Annotated in this window: 15 protein-coding genes and 1 pseudogene; 6 read left to right on the top strand and 10 right to left on the bottom strand. The window is 75.8% G+C overall.

Going from position 1 to position 15,256, the window contains the following annotated elements:
• Nucleotides 1-60: 60 nt before the first annotated feature.
• Nucleotides 61-333, bottom strand: a complete 273-nt coding sequence (locus G1H19_RS05805; protein WP_202925833.1) for an NUDIX hydrolase — start codon at nucleotides 331-333, stop codon at nucleotides 61-63.
• Nucleotides 334-409: 76 nt separating this feature from the next.
• Here G1H19_RS05805 and G1H19_RS05810 point away from each other — a divergent pair, with 76 nt between their 5' ends.
• Together G1H19_RS05810 and G1H19_RS05815 are read left to right on the top strand one after the other, a co-directional pair.
• Nucleotides 410-847 (top strand): VOC family protein, encoded by a 438-nt coding sequence (locus G1H19_RS05810; RefSeq protein WP_174278014.1) that lies wholly within the window; start codon nucleotides 410-412, stop codon nucleotides 845-847.
• A 755-nt stretch (nucleotides 848-1,602) separates the two neighbouring features.
• Nucleotides 1,603-2,124, top strand: a complete 522-nt coding sequence (locus G1H19_RS05815) for a DUF4396 domain-containing protein (RefSeq protein WP_152728634.1) — start codon at nucleotides 1,603-1,605, stop codon at nucleotides 2,122-2,124.
• A 45-nt stretch (nucleotides 2,125-2,169) separates the two neighbouring features.
• Here the strand turns inward: G1H19_RS05815 and dhaM are convergent, their stop codons facing one another.
• Genes dhaM through dhaK form a run of 3 tightly spaced genes read right to left on the bottom strand, consistent with a single transcriptional unit; the run spans nucleotide 2,170 to nucleotide 4,226 of the window.
• A complete protein-coding gene (dhaM, locus tag G1H19_RS05820) occupies nucleotides 2,170-2,598 on the bottom strand; it encodes a dihydroxyacetone kinase phosphoryl donor subunit DhaM (protein WP_174278015.1) in 429 nt (142 codons plus the stop codon).
• Nucleotides 2,599-2,601: 3 nt separating this feature from the next.
• A complete protein-coding gene (gene dhaL, locus G1H19_RS05825) occupies nucleotides 2,602-3,228 on the bottom strand; it encodes a dihydroxyacetone kinase subunit DhaL (protein WP_162392579.1) in 627 nt (208 codons plus the stop codon).
• Nucleotides 3,225-4,226 carry a dihydroxyacetone kinase subunit DhaK gene (gene dhaK, locus G1H19_RS05830; protein ID WP_162392580.1) on the bottom strand — a complete coding sequence of 334 codons (1,002 nt, stop codon included), beginning with the start codon at nucleotides 4,224-4,226 and terminating at the stop codon, nucleotides 3,225-3,227. Before dhaK ends, dhaL begins: the two co-directional genes overlap by 4 nt.
• Nucleotides 4,227-4,459: 233 nt before the next feature.
• Here dhaK and G1H19_RS05835 point away from each other — a divergent pair, with 233 nt between their 5' ends.
• Nucleotides 4,460-4,615, top strand: a complete 156-nt coding sequence (locus G1H19_RS05835; RefSeq protein WP_162392581.1) for a hypothetical protein — start codon at nucleotides 4,460-4,462, stop codon at nucleotides 4,613-4,615.
• Nucleotides 4,616-4,691: 76 nt separating this feature from the next.
• Here the strand turns inward: G1H19_RS05835 and G1H19_RS22525 are convergent, their stop codons facing one another.
• From G1H19_RS22525 to G1H19_RS22530, 3 genes and pseudogenes are all read right to left on the bottom strand, one after another.
• Nucleotides 4,692-4,940 carry a hypothetical protein gene (locus tag G1H19_RS22525; protein ID WP_193616479.1) on the bottom strand — a complete coding sequence of 83 codons (249 nt, stop codon included), beginning with the start codon at nucleotides 4,938-4,940 and terminating at the stop codon, nucleotides 4,692-4,694.
• A gap of 64 nt (nucleotides 4,941-5,004) precedes the next feature.
• Nucleotides 5,005-5,247 (bottom strand): annotated as a pseudogene (locus tag G1H19_RS24850) (hypothetical protein); the annotation flags it as partial.
• Between the two features lie 40 nt (nucleotides 5,248-5,287).
• A complete protein-coding gene (locus tag G1H19_RS22530) occupies nucleotides 5,288-5,782 on the bottom strand; it encodes a glutamine synthetase III family protein (RefSeq protein WP_193616478.1) in 495 nt (164 codons plus the stop codon).
• Nucleotides 5,783-6,019: 237 nt separating this feature from the next.
• Here G1H19_RS22530 and G1H19_RS24415 point away from each other — a divergent pair, with 237 nt between their 5' ends.
• Complete coding sequence (locus G1H19_RS24415; RefSeq protein ID WP_152728632.1) at nucleotides 6,020-7,570, top strand: methyl-accepting chemotaxis protein; 1,551 nt, start codon at nucleotides 6,020-6,022, stop codon at nucleotides 7,568-7,570.
• Nucleotides 7,571-7,682: 112 nt separating this feature from the next.
• Nucleotides 7,683-8,708: an iron-containing redox enzyme family protein gene (locus tag G1H19_RS05850; protein WP_152728630.1), complete on the top strand. Its 1,026-nt coding sequence runs from the start codon at nucleotides 7,683-7,685 to the stop codon at nucleotides 8,706-8,708.
• 180 nt (nucleotides 8,709-8,888) lie between these two features.
• On the opposite strand, the gene G1H19_RS05855 is transcribed toward G1H19_RS05850, so the two are convergent.
• Nucleotides 8,889-9,203 (bottom strand): CDGSH iron-sulfur domain-containing protein, encoded by a 315-nt coding sequence (locus G1H19_RS05855; protein WP_152728628.1) that lies wholly within the window; start codon nucleotides 9,201-9,203, stop codon nucleotides 8,889-8,891.
• Nucleotides 9,204-9,256: 53 nt separating this feature from the next.
• Nucleotides 9,257-12,358: a bifunctional [glutamine synthetase] adenylyltransferase/[glutamine synthetase]-adenylyl-L-tyrosine phosphorylase gene (locus G1H19_RS05860; protein WP_152729041.1), complete on the bottom strand. Its 3,102-nt coding sequence runs from the start codon at nucleotides 12,356-12,358 to the stop codon at nucleotides 9,257-9,259.
• A 260-nt stretch (nucleotides 12,359-12,618) separates the two neighbouring features.
• On the opposite strand from G1H19_RS05860, the gene G1H19_RS05865 reads away from it, so the two are divergent.
• Nucleotides 12,619-14,400: a hypothetical protein gene (locus G1H19_RS05865; protein ID WP_152728626.1), complete on the top strand. Its 1,782-nt coding sequence runs from the start codon at nucleotides 12,619-12,621 to the stop codon at nucleotides 14,398-14,400.
• Here G1H19_RS05865 and G1H19_RS05870 read toward each other — a convergent pair whose 3' ends face one another.
• Nucleotides 14,401-15,141 carry a type 1 glutamine amidotransferase gene (locus G1H19_RS05870; protein WP_162392582.1) on the bottom strand — a complete coding sequence of 247 codons (741 nt, stop codon included), beginning with the start codon at nucleotides 15,139-15,141 and terminating at the stop codon, nucleotides 14,401-14,403.
• Nucleotides 15,142-15,256 lie beyond the last annotated feature (115 nt).

Consider the following 15,256-nt stretch of genomic DNA (forward strand, 5'->3'; position numbering starts at 1 on the left):
CGGCACGTCCACGCAGCCCTCGCCAGGGCCTCCCTGGCGGGGGCTGCGCCGTGCCGGCCGTCAGGTGGGGGTCACGGCGTCCCGGCGGAACGGACCGTCCAGCGCGGCCCACTGCAGGAGCATGTTCGTCTTGCCGTCGGCGATGCGGCCGTCACGGTCCATGGCCAGTGCCTCGTCGAAGGCCACCTCCAGGACCTCGATGTCCTCCCCCTCGGCGAGCAGCCCGCCACCGGGACCCGTGCGGTCGTCGGCGGTGTAGGGGGCTGCGTAGAAGTGGGCCGCTCGGTGACCGAGCCCGGGCTCATGTAGACGGCCCGCGGCCCGGCTGCACACCGCAGAACCACGTCGGGCCCGGGCCATTCCCGCCGGCGGGTCGACCGGGCGGGTGTCACCTGGCTACGGTCGGCCCGTGACCGTGCTGCGCCTGGACAACGTCCTCATCGTCGTCGAGGACCTCACCGGCGCCGTCGAGTTCTTCACCCGGCTGGGTCTGCAGCTGGCCGGCAGCCAGACCCTGAACGGCTCCTGGGTCGAGCGGGTCATCGGTCTGGAGGGCGTCGACCAGGACGTCGCGATGCTGCGCACCCCGGACGGGCTCGGCGGTGTGGAACTCGTCCACTTCCGCGCGCCGGAGGCGATCCGCTCCCAGCCCGAGAGGCCACCGGCGAACACGCTCGGTACCCGCCGCGCCATGTTCGCCGTCGACGACGTGGACGCGACGGTGGAACGCCTGCTGGCCGGCGGCGCGGAACTGGTCGGGGAGGTCGTGCAGTTCGAGGACAGCTACCGGCTCTGCTACGTGCGCGGCCCCGAGGGCATCGTCGTCGGGCTGGCGCAGGCTCTCTGACCGGCTGTCCGCGCAGGCCGGGGCGTGGTGGCGCAACTCGCGTCGGCGATGGTCCTCGGCACGAGACGGCCGTGGCGGCGTCCACTGGCGCTGCTTCGTCGCCGCGACGACCGTGACTCGCGCGGCGACGCCCGGTGCGACGCCGGGCACGTGGCCGCGGGTGCGGGTGAGCAGCCGGGGGTCGAACGCCGGCACCCGGTCGGCCGCCACCACGCGTCGCTCCCACAGCACGGAGCCGCTGAGCAGCACGACCCCCACCGGGAAGCAGCACCGGAGCCGGGTCAGGCCATCGGACTCCGCCTGCACCAGGAGGAGCAGCAGCGGCAGTGCCCCGGAACCCAGCAGCACGCTCGGGACGCCGATAGACCGGTGGCCGCCGGCGCTCCGCCGGGGCAGCAGCCGCAGCGTGAGCACGAGCGCCAGCACGCCGATCGGCACGTTGGCGTAGAAGATCCAGCGCGAGCCGTCCGGGCCGGACGCGAGGGCCGGCTGACCGGCATCCGGGTCGGCTGCTCGACACCTACGCCGAGCAGGAGGGCCGCCGGCAGCCCTGACCCGGCACGCCCCGGTGCGCCGGGACCGTGCCGCACCGGCCCCGGCCGCGCACCACGTCGGGCCTGCGCGGCGGCGCGGTCCCGGTCCCCTGGCCCGTCCCCCACGATGTCGGGCATACCCCCCGGGGGTACGGCGTTCGTCCCCCCGGGAGCACCCGCTCCCCGGCCACGGCGGCCGCACGGCAGGCGGAGGGACCAGGGATGACCACGCACGAGCACCACCACGGCGTCCACCACGGCGACCACGACGTCGACCAGGACGTCGACCCGGGCAGCCCGGCGGCGCGGCGAGCGCTGACCCGGCTGGCGGTCAGCGCGACGCTGCACTGCCTCACCGGGTGCGCCGTCGGCGAGGTGCTCGGCATGGTGCTGGGCACGGCCTGGGGCTGGTCGGACGGTGCGACGATCGCGCTCGCGGTCGGGCTGGCGTTCGCGTTCGGCTACGCGCTGACCATCGCGCCGGTGCTGCGCTCGGGCCTGCCGCTGCGCGCGGCGGTGCGGGTCGCGCTCGCCGCGGACACGCTGTCGATCACCGTCATGGAGATCGTCGACAACGCCGTGATGCTCGCCGTGCCCGGTGCCATGGAGTCCGGCGTGACCTCACCGCTGTTCTGGGGCTCGCTGGCGGTCGCGCTGGCGGTGGCGTTCCTCGCCACCGTCCCGGTGAACCGGGCACTGATCGCCCGGGGCCGGGGGCACGCCGTCGTCCACGCGCACCACTGACGGCGGCCGAGGGGCGGCCGCAGCGCAGCGGCCGCCCCGGCGCGCTCAGCCGGGAGCGCCCAGGTGCGCCTGCTTGGGGGCCAGCCCGCGCAGCGCCTCGGCGGCCACCCGGTCGCGGTCCGCTCCCCCGGCGGCGACCACCACCGCGCCCACCAGGCCCTCGACGAACGGTGCCGGGCTCAGCACCACCCGGGCCCGCAGGTCGTCGTCCAGCAGCTCCAGGGCGGTGTCCGCCGACAGCACCGCGCTGCCCAGGTCCATCAGCACCACCACGCCGGCACCGGAGTCGGCCGCCGTGATCGCCTCGGACACCGCGACGGCGTCGGTGCCCAGCCCGCCGTCGTCGGTGCCGGCGGCGACCTCGACAGCCAGCTCCCGGCCCGGCAGCATCTGCCGGGCCAGCGCGACCGCCGCCTCGGCCAGCGGCCGGCTGTGCGAGACGACGACGATCCCCACCGTGCCCTCGACGCCCACCGCTCAGCCCCCGGCCAGCGCGGCGGCGGACTCGACCAGCAGCACCGCCGAGGCGGCACCCGGGTCGACGTGGCCGGCGCTGCGCTCGCCCAGGTAGCTCGCCCGGCCCTTGCGCGCGACCGAGGCGGTGACCGCATCCCGGCCGCGGGCAGCGGCCTCGGCCGCCGAGCGCAGCGCGGCGTCCAGCGGTTCCCCGGCCCCGACCGCGTCGGTCAGCGCCTCGGCGGCCGGCAGCAGCGCGTCCACCATGGTCTTGTCCCCGGGCTCGGCCTTGCCGCGGGCGACGACGCCGTCCACCCCGGCCCGGAACGCCGCGGCCACCTCGGCCGGGCGGCCGTCGCCCAGCGCGGTGGACATGCGCAGGAAGAAGGTGCCGTAGAGCGGCCCGCTGGTGCCGCCCACCTTGCTGATCATCGTCATCGCCACGGCCTTCAGCAGCGCCGCCGCGTCCGCCGGCGGCGTGGCCTGCAGCCCGGCCAGTGCCGCGGTCATCCCGCGGTCGAGGTTGGTGCCGTGGTCGGCGTCGCCGATCGCCGAGTCCAGCTCGGTCAGGTGGTCGCGCTGCTCGGCGACCCGCTCGGCGAACGCCTGTACCCAGGCCGCGGCCTGCTCGGTGCCGACCGCGCTCACACGCCCCACCGCAGCCCGGGCGTGCGCACGGGGGCGTCCCACAGCCGCAGCAGCTCCTCGTCGGCGCGCAGCAGCGTCACCGAGCAGCCGGCCATGTCCAGGCTGGTCATGTACGAGCCCACCAGCGAGCGGGCCACCCCGACGCCGGCCTTCTCCAGCACGGCGCGCACCTCGGCGTAGACCACGTACAGCTCGATCAGCGGCGTGCCGCCCAGGCCGTTGACGAAGGCGATCACGCCGTCGCCGCCGGTGAGGTCCAGGTCGGCCAGCACCGGTTCCACCAGCATCTCGGCGACCTCCCGGGCCGGGGCCAGCGGCACCCGGCGCCGTCCGGGCTCGCCGTGGATGCCGACCCCGATCTCCATCTCCCCCTCCGGCAGGTCGAAGGTCGGGCGGCCCGCGGCCGGGACGGTGCACGAGGTGAGCGCCATGCCCATGCTGCGGCCCTGGCCGTTGACCCGGCGGGCGACCTCGGCGACCTCGGCCAGCGGCCGGCCCTCCTCGGCGGCGGCACCGGCGAGCTTCTCCAGCAGCACGGTCACCCCGACGCCGCGCCGTCCAGCGGTGTAGGTGCTGTCCTGCACGGCGACGTCGTCGTCGGTGACGACGGTGACCACCTCGGTGCCGGACTCGGCGGCGACCAGCTCGGCGGCCATCTCGAAGTTGATCACGTCGCCGGTGTAGTTCTTCACCACGTGCAGGACGCCGGCACCGCCGTCGACGCCCTGGGTCGCGGCGACCATCTGGTCGGGTACCGGGGAGGTGAACACCTCCCCGGCGCACGCGGCGTCCAGCATCCCCAGCCCCACGAACCCGCCGTGCATGGGCTCGTGCCCGGCACCGCCACCGGACACGATCCCGACCTTGCCGCGCACCGGCGCGTCGGCCCGGAACACGACCCTGTTCTCGTGGTCGACCTGCAGCTCGGGGTGGGCGGCGTCCATGCCGCGCAGCGCGTCGGCGACCACGTCGGCCGGGTCGTTGATCAGCTTCTTCACACTGGCTCCTCTGGGTGGCGTGACCCGACCGTAGGAGTGACCCAGGTCGCAGGGCAACGCCCGCCGTCCCGGATGGTCGGACGCGGACCGGTACCGACGTCGTCAGGATGTAACCAGGACGTCATCGCATCCCGCGGCGATCACGGCCCGGAGGCGCCACCATGGAGGGGACGGCCGACGACGTGCTCCGTCGAGGTGTCCACATCGCATGCCGTTCGCTCCGGAGGACCCTCATGACCACTCCCGATCCCTGCCTGCGTCACCCCCGAGCCACCTGGGTGGCCAGCTGCACCCAGTGCAGCGCCTGGCACCTGCACCGGATGCGCACCCTCGCCCGCCCGTCGGGTGCGGCGCGCACCTCCCGTCCGCTGGCCCGCGAAGCCGGCTGACCCCGGCACCGCGGCCCGCACGACCACACGGCCCCCGACCTCGGCGAGGTCGGGGGCCGGGTGTCCGGGGTGTGCGTCAGAGGACGACGAGCATGTCCTGGTAGGAGGGCAGCGGCCGCAGGTCGTCGGCCACGTGGGTCTCCAGCAGGTCGGCGGCCCGCACCGTGGCCATCGCCGGCAGCAGCACGTCCCGGGCCTGCTGTGCCTGCGCCAGGGTCGAGTCGGCTCCGTGGTGGCCCGGCGCCGCCCGCAGCGTCGCCAGGCCGGCCCGCAGGTCGGCGATCGGCGCGGACACCTCGTCCAGCGGGGCGGTGTCCGCCGCCACTTCCGCGCCGCGGAGCGCACTCCGACTCCGACACCAGCTCCGGCAGCGCGTCCAGCGTGGTGCGCAGGTTCGGCAGCCCGCGTGCCTCCGCTCCGACCTGCCAGTCCTCGGAGCAGCCGGAACTCGAAGCGGTTGCCGGTGGAGGCGAACGGGCTGGTGCGGACGCGGTCGCCCGGGTCGGTGGGCAGCACCGGCAGGTTCTGGTGCGGGGTGTCCCCCGGCAGCAGCAGGTCGCCCTGGGTGGCGTTCCCGAGGGAGGAGTCGACGTGCTCGCCCGATGCCCTCGAGGGGCTCGTGGAACAGGCACTCCATGCCGTGCTCCTGCGCCAGCCGCTGGGAGGTGCTGATCACAGTTGCTGGTGGCCGGCGGCGACGTTGCCCCGCTCGGACACCGGCGCGATCGCGAACCAGCCGGGGGCGACCTCGTCGTGCCGGGTCTCGGCCGCGATGCCGAGCGTGACCAGCTCCCGCTCGGTGTCCGTCATGGCGCCCAGCACCCACTCGGGGATGGCGCCGAAGCAGTGGTCGTCGAACTCCTGGCCCTCGGGCGACCTGCTGCCGAACAGCGTGCGACCGGCGTCGAGCAGGTCGGGCCGGGCCAGCGAGAAGTGCCGGTCGACGAGGACGCACTCCTGCTCGGCGCCGCAGTAGCTCACCACCGCGTCCGGCGCGGTGTTCCCGATCGGCTGCAGCACCCGCCCGGCGTGCTCGACCATCGCCTGCTGCGGGCGCGGCAGCGGCACCTTGTGGTCCAGCGCGTCACCGGTCATCGAGACGACGACGGTGGAGATGCTCAGCGTGTCGCCGTTGAGGTCCTCCAGCACGTCGGCCGGGCTGGTCACTCACGACGACTCCTCGGCACCCGGGCCGGGCCCGCTGGAGCGGGGCCCGATCCCGGCACGCCAGGAAGCCGCTGCACCGGACACGTTCCGCCCCGGTGACGACTGGGGGCGCTCCGGCAGAGCCCGGGTCCGACGGGCGCCGGGACTGCCGATGGAGGAGGAGCCGGGCCCGAGACCCCTGGGAACGGCAGACCAGCGCGCGCCACCGGCGGGCCAGCGACCTCGGAGGACACCGGCATGTGGCGACGCGGCAGCACCCAGGACGGCCCGGCCACCACGGACGGCCCCGCGCCCCGTGACGTCGAGGCCCTGGAGCGTGTGCTCGCCGCCCTCGACCAGGGGGTGACCGGTGAGCTGGACGCGCACAGCAAGGTGGTGTCCACCCTCGTCGAGGAGCTGGGCCTGGGGTACGGCGCCGTCTGGCTGCCCACCGCCGACGGGTCGTTCACCCTGCGCGCCGAGGCCGGGCCGATGGTCGGCCAGATGCGGGCCGCGTGGACGCGCGGCGGCTCGCTGCGCCGCGGCATCGGCACCCCGGGCCGGGCCCTGACCAGCATGCAGCCCGAGATCTGCGCCGACCCCGACGCCCAGGGCGACGAGCGGTGGCAGGCGGCCCGCGCCGCCGGCGCCCAGCACGGTTGCTTCCTGCCGGTCGTGCACGCCGGGACCGTGACCGCCCTGCAGGAGTACCACAGCACCCGGGTGCTGCCGTTCGAGGGCGGCCGCGGCGAGAAGTGGAAGGCCATCGGCCGGGTCGCCGCACACGCCCGCCAGGCGGCCCTGGACAGGACGCAGCTCAAGGAGACCCTGGACGACCGGCTCGCCGTCACGAGCGTGGTGAGCCGGGTCGGGGAGGCGACCAGCCTGGACCAGGCCGCGCACCTGGCGCTGGAGACGGTGCGGACGGCGTTCGGCTGGGCCTACGGCTCCTACTGGTGCATGGACGACGCCGCCGGCGTGCTGCGCTTCGAGGTGGAGTCCGGCTCGGCGGGCGCGGAGTTCCGCGAGGTCACCCTGGCCGCGAGCTTCGCCGAGGGCGTCGGCCTCTCCGGGCGCGCCTGGCGGGCTCGTGACCTGGTGTTCGTCAGCGACCTCGCCGAGCTCACCGACTGCGTCCGGGCACCGGCGGCGCAGCGGGCCGGCGTCCGGTCCGGCGTCTGCTTCCCGATCGTCGTCGGCGGCGCCGTGATCGGCACCATGGACTTCTTCACCACCGAGACGATCGACCTGTCCGCCTCCCGTGCCGAGGCGCTGCGCAACGTCGCCCAGCTGGTGTCCCAGCGGATGGACATGCTGCGCCGCGCTGAGCAGGACGCCGAGCAGGCCCGGCGACTGCTGGACACCGTGACCCGGCTCCGCGAGGCCGCCGGGGACGCCGGGAGCGTGGCGGCGAACGCGGTCGGCCAGGCTGCGTCGATGACCACCCAGGTGGAGGCCCTCGGGGCGGCGTCGGCCGCGATCGGCGAGGTCATCAAGATCATCTCTGCGATCGCCGACCAGACGAACCTGCTGGCCCTCAACGCCACCATCGAGGCGGCCCGCGCCGGCGACCTGGGACGCGGGTTCGCCGTCGTCGCCAGCGAGGTCAAGGACCTGGCCCGGGAGACCGCGCGGGCGACCAGCAAGGTGGCCGAGCAGATCGCCAGCATCCAGTCCACGAGCCAGTCGGTGTCCTCCGGCATCCTGGCGACCAGCGGGATCATCGGCGAGCTGGACGCCGTGCAGGCCCGCATGGGCGACGTGCTGGAGGAGCAGGCCCGGATGGCCCAGCAGATCACCGGCCAGTGAGCTGCCTCCGCGCGTGGGCGCCGTCCCCGCGCGGAGGCGACCGGTGGAGGGCGACCGGGTGACGTGCACCCGGTCGGTGTTCGATCTGCTCGCAGCTGGGCATGGTCCTGGCATGCACCTGCCCACGCCACGGGGTCCGCTCGGCGCCCAGCTCATGACCGACCTCGTCTCCGGCGCCGCGATCAGCGCCCGCACCCTGCACCTGGCCCGTGCCACGGTGTCGGTGGCGACCCACTCCGCGCGCGCCGTGCTCACCGACGACGACCTCCAACTGGCCCTCGCCGTCTGCTACGAGCTGCACTACCGCGGCTTCGACGACGTCAGCGACGACTGGGAGTGGCGGCCGGACCTCATCGCCCTGCGGACGGTGCTGGAGCAGCGGCACACCGACGCCCTGCGCGCCCTGGTCGACGACCTCGTGGTCACCGACGAGCCGATCGAGAAGCAGCTGGCCGCGGTCATCGCCGCCGACGACGGGCCCTCGCTCTCGGCCCACATGGCCAAGCGCGGCACCCCGGAGCAGTGGCGGGAGTACCTGACGGTGCGCTCGGTCTACCACCTCAAGGAGGGCGACCCGCACACCTGGGTCATCCCCCGCATCGGCGGCCGGGCGAAGGCCGCGGCGGTCGAGATCCAGGCCGACGAGTACGGCGGCGGCGCGCCGGGGCGCATGCACAGCCAGCTGTTCGCCGGTCTCATGACCGACCTCGGTCTGGACGCCGGCTACGGCGCGCTCTGGGACGTCGCCCCGGCGGTCGCCTTCTCAGCGGTCAACACCATGTCCCTGCTGGGCCTGCACCGCCGGTGGCGCGGCGCCTGCCTGGGGCACCTGACCGCGGTGGAGATGACGTCGTCGGCGCCGAGTCGCCGCTACTCCGCCGGTCTGCGCCGGCTGGGCCACGACGAGCGCACCACCGTCTTCTACGACGAGCACGTGGAGGCGGACGCGGTGCACGAGCAGATCGCCTCGGTGGACATGTGCGGCTCGTTCGTGGCCGACCACCCGCAGCTGGCCGGGGACGTGCTCTTCGGTGCGCAGTGCTCGCTGGCCCTGGACGCGCTGACCGCCGAGCACCTGCTGGGCGCGTGGGCCGAGGGCCGCTCGGCCCTGGTCGGCCGGCCCGCCGTCGCTGCCTGACCCCGCACGCAGCCCCCTGGGCTGCGGCCGGCCTCACCCCCTGCACTTTCTGTACAGAAAGCGCGGCGGTATGGGGTGCGGCCGGCGTCACCCCCCGCGCTTTCTGTACAGAATGTGCGGCGGTGTGGGGTGCGGCCGGCGTCACCCCCTGGGCTTTCTGTACAGAAAGTGCCGGGAAGGTCAGTCGTCGCGGGTCATGGCGGCGGCGGGGCGGGGCCGGGTGGGTGCGCTGCCGGCGTGGAAGCCGGCGGTCTTGTGCGTGCCGTCGCAGAACGGCTTGAGCCCGGACTTGCCGCAGCGGCACAGCGCGACCGTCTCCCGGCCGGGGTCGATCTCGGTGCCGTCCTGGTCCAGCAGCGTGAAGTCACCGCGCACGATCAGCGGGCCGTCCCGGTAGGGCGTGATCGTGGCGCCGCGCTGCCCGGTCGTGCGGGCGTCGGCACCGGGCCGGTCGGTTGCGGGAGGGGTGGCGGCGGGCTGGTCGGGGCTGGACATGCCCGCTCCCCTGCCCCGCGGGGCAGGTGGCGAACCGCCTGGCTCGGCCACGGTCAGGCGTCGGAGACGGGCCGGTCGTAGAAGAGCTGCTCCACCACGCCGCGGGCGCGCCGGGTGGTGCGCCGGTAGTCGTCCAGGAACTGACCCGGCTGGATCTCCGGCCCGTACCCGCAGGCCCGGGCGACGGCGGCCAGCTCCAGGCCCTGTCGGGGCAGCTGGTCGCTGGGGCGGCCGCGCACCAGGAAGGCGGCGTTGCGGGCCTGGCTGGCGAACTCCCACGCCGACTGCAGGGCGTTGCGCTGCTCGTCGTCGAGCAGGTGGCAGCCGGCCAGCGCGACCAGCGCGTCGACGGTGGGCGTGACCCGCAGCGCCGGCTGGGCGTGCGCGTGCTGCAGCTGCAGCAGCTGCACCGTCCACTCCACGTCGGCCAGCCCACCCCGGCCCAGCTTGGTGTGGGTGGCCGGGTCGGCGCCGCGCGGCAGCCGCTCGCTCTCCACCCGGGCCTTGATCCGGCGGATCTCGGCGACCTGGTCAGCGCTCAGACCGCCGTCCGGGTGGCGGATCGGGTCGATCAGCTCGGTGAACGCCCGGCCCAGCTCCGCGTCCCCGGCGACCGGTTCGGCCCGCAGCAGCGCCTGCACCTCCCAGACGGCCACCCACCGCTCGTAGTACTCGGCGAACGCCGACAGGCTGCGGGACAGCGCACCGTTGCGGCCCTCCGGGCGCAGGTTGGCGTCCACCTCGAACGCCGGGTCCGGGGCGGGCGCGCCGAGCAGCCGGCGCAGCGTGTGCGCGATCGTCGTCGCCGCGTGGGACGCCTCGGCCTCGGTGTGCCCGGGCCGGGCCCGGTGCACGAAGAGCACGTCGGCGTCGGAGCCGTAGGACATCTCCGACCCGCCGAGCCGGCCCATGGCGATCACCGCCACGTCCACCGGCACCGCCGCCGCGGACGTCTTCGCACCCTCGGCCCACGCGCGCACCGCGGCGTCCAGCCCCGCCTGCAGGGTGGCCACCGCGATGTCCCGCAGCGCCCGCCCCACCCGGACGACGTCCAGGCGCCCCAGCAGGTCGGCGCAGGCCACCCGCAGCAGCTCCTGGCGGCGCAGCGCCCGCAGCACCGCGATGCCCTCGGTGGGCTCGGCCGCGCGGGCCACCGCCTGCCGCCATGCCGAGCTCAGCGCCGTCACCGAGCGGGGCTCCAGCTGGGCGTCGTCGGCCAGGATGCGCAGTGCCTCCGGGGTGCGGGTGAGCAGCCCGGCCACGTACTGGCTGGAGCCGAGCAGCTGCGCCAGCCGCTCGGCCACCTGCCCCTCGTCGCGCAGCAGCCGCAGGTACCAGTGGTGCCCGCCCAGGGCCTCGCTCACCTGCCGGTAGGCCAGCAGCCCGGCGTCCGGGTCGGCGCAGCCGGCGAAGGTCTGCAGCAGCACCGGCAGGAGGTAGCGCTGCATGGACGCCGAGCGGGACAGCCCGCCGGTGAGCGCGGCCAGGTGCCGCAGCGCGCCGTCCGGGTCGGCGAACCCCAGCGCGCGCAGCCACTCCCCCGCGGCCTTGGGCCCCAGCTGCAGCTGCTCACCGGGCACCCGGGCGACGGCGGCCAGCAGCGGGCGGTAGAAGAGCTTCTGGTGGATGCGGCGCACCTCGCGGGTGTGCAGCGCGAGCTCGGCGGCCAGCACGTCGGTGGCCTGCCCGCGGTGGTCGGGCCGGTAGCCCAGCGCGCGCGCCAGCCAGCGCAGCTGGGTCTCGTCAGTGGGCAGCAGGTGGGTGCGCCGCAGCCGCAGCAGCTGCAGCCGGTGCTCGACGGTGCGCAGGAAGCGGTAGGAGGCGAGCAGCGTCGCGGCGTCGTCACGACCCACGTAGCCGCCGGCGGACAGCGCGTCCAGGGCCGGGATGGTGCCGCCGGTGCGCAGCGTGGGGTCGACCCGGCCGTGCACCAGCTGCAGCAGCTGCACGCTGAACTCCACGTCGCGCAGGCCGCCGGGCCCCAGCTTCAGCTCCCGGCCGGCCTGCGCCGCCGGGATGTTCTCCTCCACCCGCCGGCGCATGGCCTGCACGTCGGGCACGAACCCGGGGCGGTCACCGGCCTTCCACACCAGCGGCCACAGTGCGTCGACGTAGGCCGCACCGAGGGCCGGGTCGCCCGCGACCGGGCGCATCTTGAGCAGGGCCTGGAACTCCCAGGTGCTGGCCCACTGGTGGTAGTAGGCCTCGTGCCCGGCGACGGTGCGCACCAGCGGCCCGGCCTTGCCCTCCGGGCGCAACGCCGCGTCCACCTCCCAGGCCGCCTCCCGGCAGATCCGCATGAGCGCGGCGGCCACCCGGGTGGCCGAGGTGAGCGCGGCGCCCTCCTCGTCGTGCGGGTCGACCGCCTCGGCAACGAACACCACGTCGACGTCGCTGACGTAGTTGAGCTCCCGGCCGCCGCACTTGCCCAGGCCGATGACCGCCAGCCGGCAGGCGGCGGCGTCGGCGGGCTGCTCGGCGACGGCGATCGCCAGCGCCGCGGTGAGCACCGCACCGGCGAGGTCGGCCAGCTCACCGGCGACGTCCTCGGTGGGCAGCCCGTCGTCGGCCAGGTCGCGACCGGCGAGCGAGAGCACCGCCCGGTGGTAGGCCAGCCGCAGCGCCCGCACCCGCTCCGGTGACGCGTCCGGTGCGGCGCGGCCCAGCTTGACGCCCCACGGCGGGTCGTCGGGGTCGGCACCGACCGCGACCAGCATCTGCCGCTCCAGCGACAGCGGGGTGGGCCGCGAGGGGCCGCGGCCGTCGTCGTCCAGCACCGTCCAGTCGCCCGGGTGACCGGCCAGGTGGTCACCGAACCCGGAGCTGGCCCCCAGCACCGACAGCAGCCGCCCGCGCAGCGGCGCCGACCCCCGCAGCCGGGCCAGCAGCGCGGCCGCGGAGCCACCCGCCGGGTCCGCGACGTCGAGGGCCTCCACCAGCCGCCACAGCGACAGCGCGGCGAGGTCGGGGTCCCCGGCCCGCGCCATCGCCGACACGACCGGGGCCGCCTCGGGGTCGGCGGGGCCGTTGCTGGCCAGGTCCCAGAGCCCGACCGCCGGGTCCGACAGCAGCCGCGCGGCGCGCGCGCCGTCCTCGAACCCCAGCCGGGCCAGCCGGACGACGGCCCCCCGGGGCACGTCCTGCAGGTCGACCATGGCCACCCGCTGAGGCTAGCCGCGGCCGCTGACACCGGTGACCGCGACCGCGCCGGGGCCGCCGGAGCAGCTGACCCGAACGGGGGACAGAGCTGGGCCGACGGGTTCCGAGACCCCTACGCTCCGTCGGCCGCCGGTGCCCGGGACGGCGCACCGTACCGGCCATCGCGGAGGACCCCATCACCACCACCATCGACGCGCCCCCGCCCGCGCTCACCGCGGAGGACCGCCCCCGGCGGTCCGGGGCAGGTCCGCGCGGCGTGCTGGTGGTCGCCGGCGTGCTGGTGCTCGCCCAGCTGGCGCTGCGGGCGTGGCTGCTGTCCGGACGCACCTACCACCAGGACGACTTCCGCCTGATCGGGCGGGCCGCGACGTCGTCGCTGTGGTCGCCGGAGTACCTGGTCGGCCGGTTCGACGGCCACTTCATGCCGGGCTCGATGCTGGTCGCCGGCATCCTCGAGCGGCTGGCGCCGATGAACTGGACCGCCGTCGTGCTGGTGTGCCTGCTGCTGCAGGCGCTGGCGTCGCTGGCGGTGCTGCGGATGCTGCGGATCGTGCTCGGCGACGGGCCCCGACTGCTGCTGCCGCTGGTCTTCGCGCTCTTCGTCCCGCTCACCCTGGGCGCGGTCAGCTGGTGGGCCGCCACGCTCAACTCCCTGCCGCTGCAGATCGGGCTGGCGTGGTTCGTCGGGGACGCCGTGCGCCACGTCCGCACCGGCGACCGGCGCTCCGCGGTGACCGGCTGGCTGGTGCTGGGCCTCACCTACTGTTTCTACGTCAAGGCCGTGCTGATCGCGCCGGTGGCGTTCGCGGCGGTGGCGGTGCTGCTGCGCGCGGCCGGCGAGCCGCGCCCGCTGGCGGCCGCCTGGCAGCGGGGGCGCCGGCTCTGGACCGGGTCCGCGGTGGTCACCGGCGTCTGGGCGCTCGCCTACCGCAGCACGGTGGGCGGCTCGGACTCCGCCACCGGGACCCCCGAGGACGTGCTGGACCTGGCCTGGCACGGCCTGCTGCACGCGGTGCTGCCCGGGGTGGTCGGTGGTCCGTGGGTCTGGGGGCACGAGGCCGGCTCGACGCCGTACGCCAGCACGCCCGGGGTGCTGCTGGTCGCCGCGGCCGCGGTCGTGGCCATGGGCGTGCTGTGGGCCCGGGCCACCCGGGAGGGCGGGCTGCTGGTGTGCGTGCTCGCGGCCGCCCACTCCTTCGGGGGCCTGGTGGTGGTCGGCGTGGGGCGGACGACCGAGCTGGTCGGCTCCCTGCCGCCGCTGGCGTTGCGGCACTTCGCCGGCGACGTCGTCGTGCTGGCGCTGGCCGGCGCGCTGCTGATGGTGCTGCCACTGCGCGAGCAGGTGCCCCCGGCGGTCGAGCAGGTGCGGGCGGCGCTGCCGCGGGGCCGTGCCCGGCACGTCGTCCCGGTCGGGCTGGCGGTGCTGTTCGTGGCCAGCTCGCTGTTCTCGACGGTGGCCTACCGGCAGCAGTGGGAGTCCGACCGGGTCGGCGACTACCTGGCCACCGTGCGCACCGACCTGGCGGCCACCGGCCGCTCCCCCATGCTGGACCAGGCCGTGCCCGCCGACCTGCTGTGGGGGCTGGCCGCGCCGGACAACCTGGCGTCCCGGGCGCTGGCGTCCCTGCCGGGCAGCCCCGGCTTCGCCGACGCCACCGACGACCTGCGCCTGGTCGACGACCAGGGCCACGTGCTGCCCGCCCGGGTGGAGCCGGCCCGCCGGGTGACGGCGGGGCCGTCGCCGTCCTGCGGGCACGCCGCCGTCCCCGGCATGTCGGCCACCCTGCCGCTCGACGGCCCGATGATCGCCTACGACTGGACGGCACAGCTGGAGGTGGCGGCCGAGGCGGACGGCGTGCTCACCGTGGCCCTGGGCACCGGCCGGGCCGTGGCCGTGCCGGTCCGGCAGGGCGTGCAGACCGTCTACGTGCGGCTGGCCGGCGACGAGGGCACCGAGCTGCGGGTGGCCAGCCCGACCGTCGGCGGCACGCGCGCCTGCATCCGGTCCGGCTCGGTCGGGCTGGTGACCGCGGGCTGATCAGCCCGGGCCGCTGCGACCGGCGGCCTGCGCGTGCACCAGCCCGGCGAACCGCTCGGCGAACGGGGCCCAGACCTCCTCCAGGTCGGGGTGCACGTCGCCGGCCCGGGCGCAGATCGTCTCCACGTCGAACGGGGTGGACGCCACCCCCACCGGGTCGGTCTCGGCCCAGCCGCGCACCATGGCCTCGTCGGTCTCGATGTGGAACTGCAGGCCGTACACCTGCCGGCCCACCCGGTAGGCCTGGTTGCGGTAGGCCGGGCTGCTGGCCAGCAGGGTCGCCCCGGCCGGCAGCCGGTCGATCTCGTCGTGGTGCCACTCGATCACGTCCGGGGACAGCGGCACCGGCCCGAAGACCGGGTCGCCGTCGGCGGCGTCCCGCTTGGCGACCAGCGCGGCACCCACCTCCGGGCCGTCCACCCCGACCCGGGTGCTGCCGCCGCCGACCTGGGCGAGCAGCTGCGCGCCCAGGCAGATGGCCAGGGTGGGCAGGTCGGCGGCGAGGGCCTGGGCGAGCAGGTGACGCACGCCGACCAGCTCCGGGGACACGTCGGCCGGGTCCAGCGAGGACTGCGGCCCGCCGAGCACCAGCAGGCCGTCGTGCCCGGTGAGGTCGGCCGGCACCGGCTCGCCGAGGGACAGGTGGCGCTCGTCGAGCTCCAGGCCCGCGGCCCGGAGCCAGCCGCCCAGCCGGGCGGGCGGGTCGGTGTCGGAGGGGACGATCACGAGCAGGCGGGCCACGCCCAGCAGGTTAGCCGCGGGCCCCCTCCGCCCGGCCCACCGCGGGAGTCCCCGGACGACACGGTGGGCGTCCCCGGACGATAGGTGTGCCGCCGGCTCACAGCGACTGGACGGC

It is taken from the genome of Goekera deserti, from assembly GCF_010685995.1.
Classification (GTDB): domain Bacteria; phylum Actinomycetota; class Actinomycetes; order Mycobacteriales; family Geodermatophilaceae; genus Goekera; species Goekera deserti.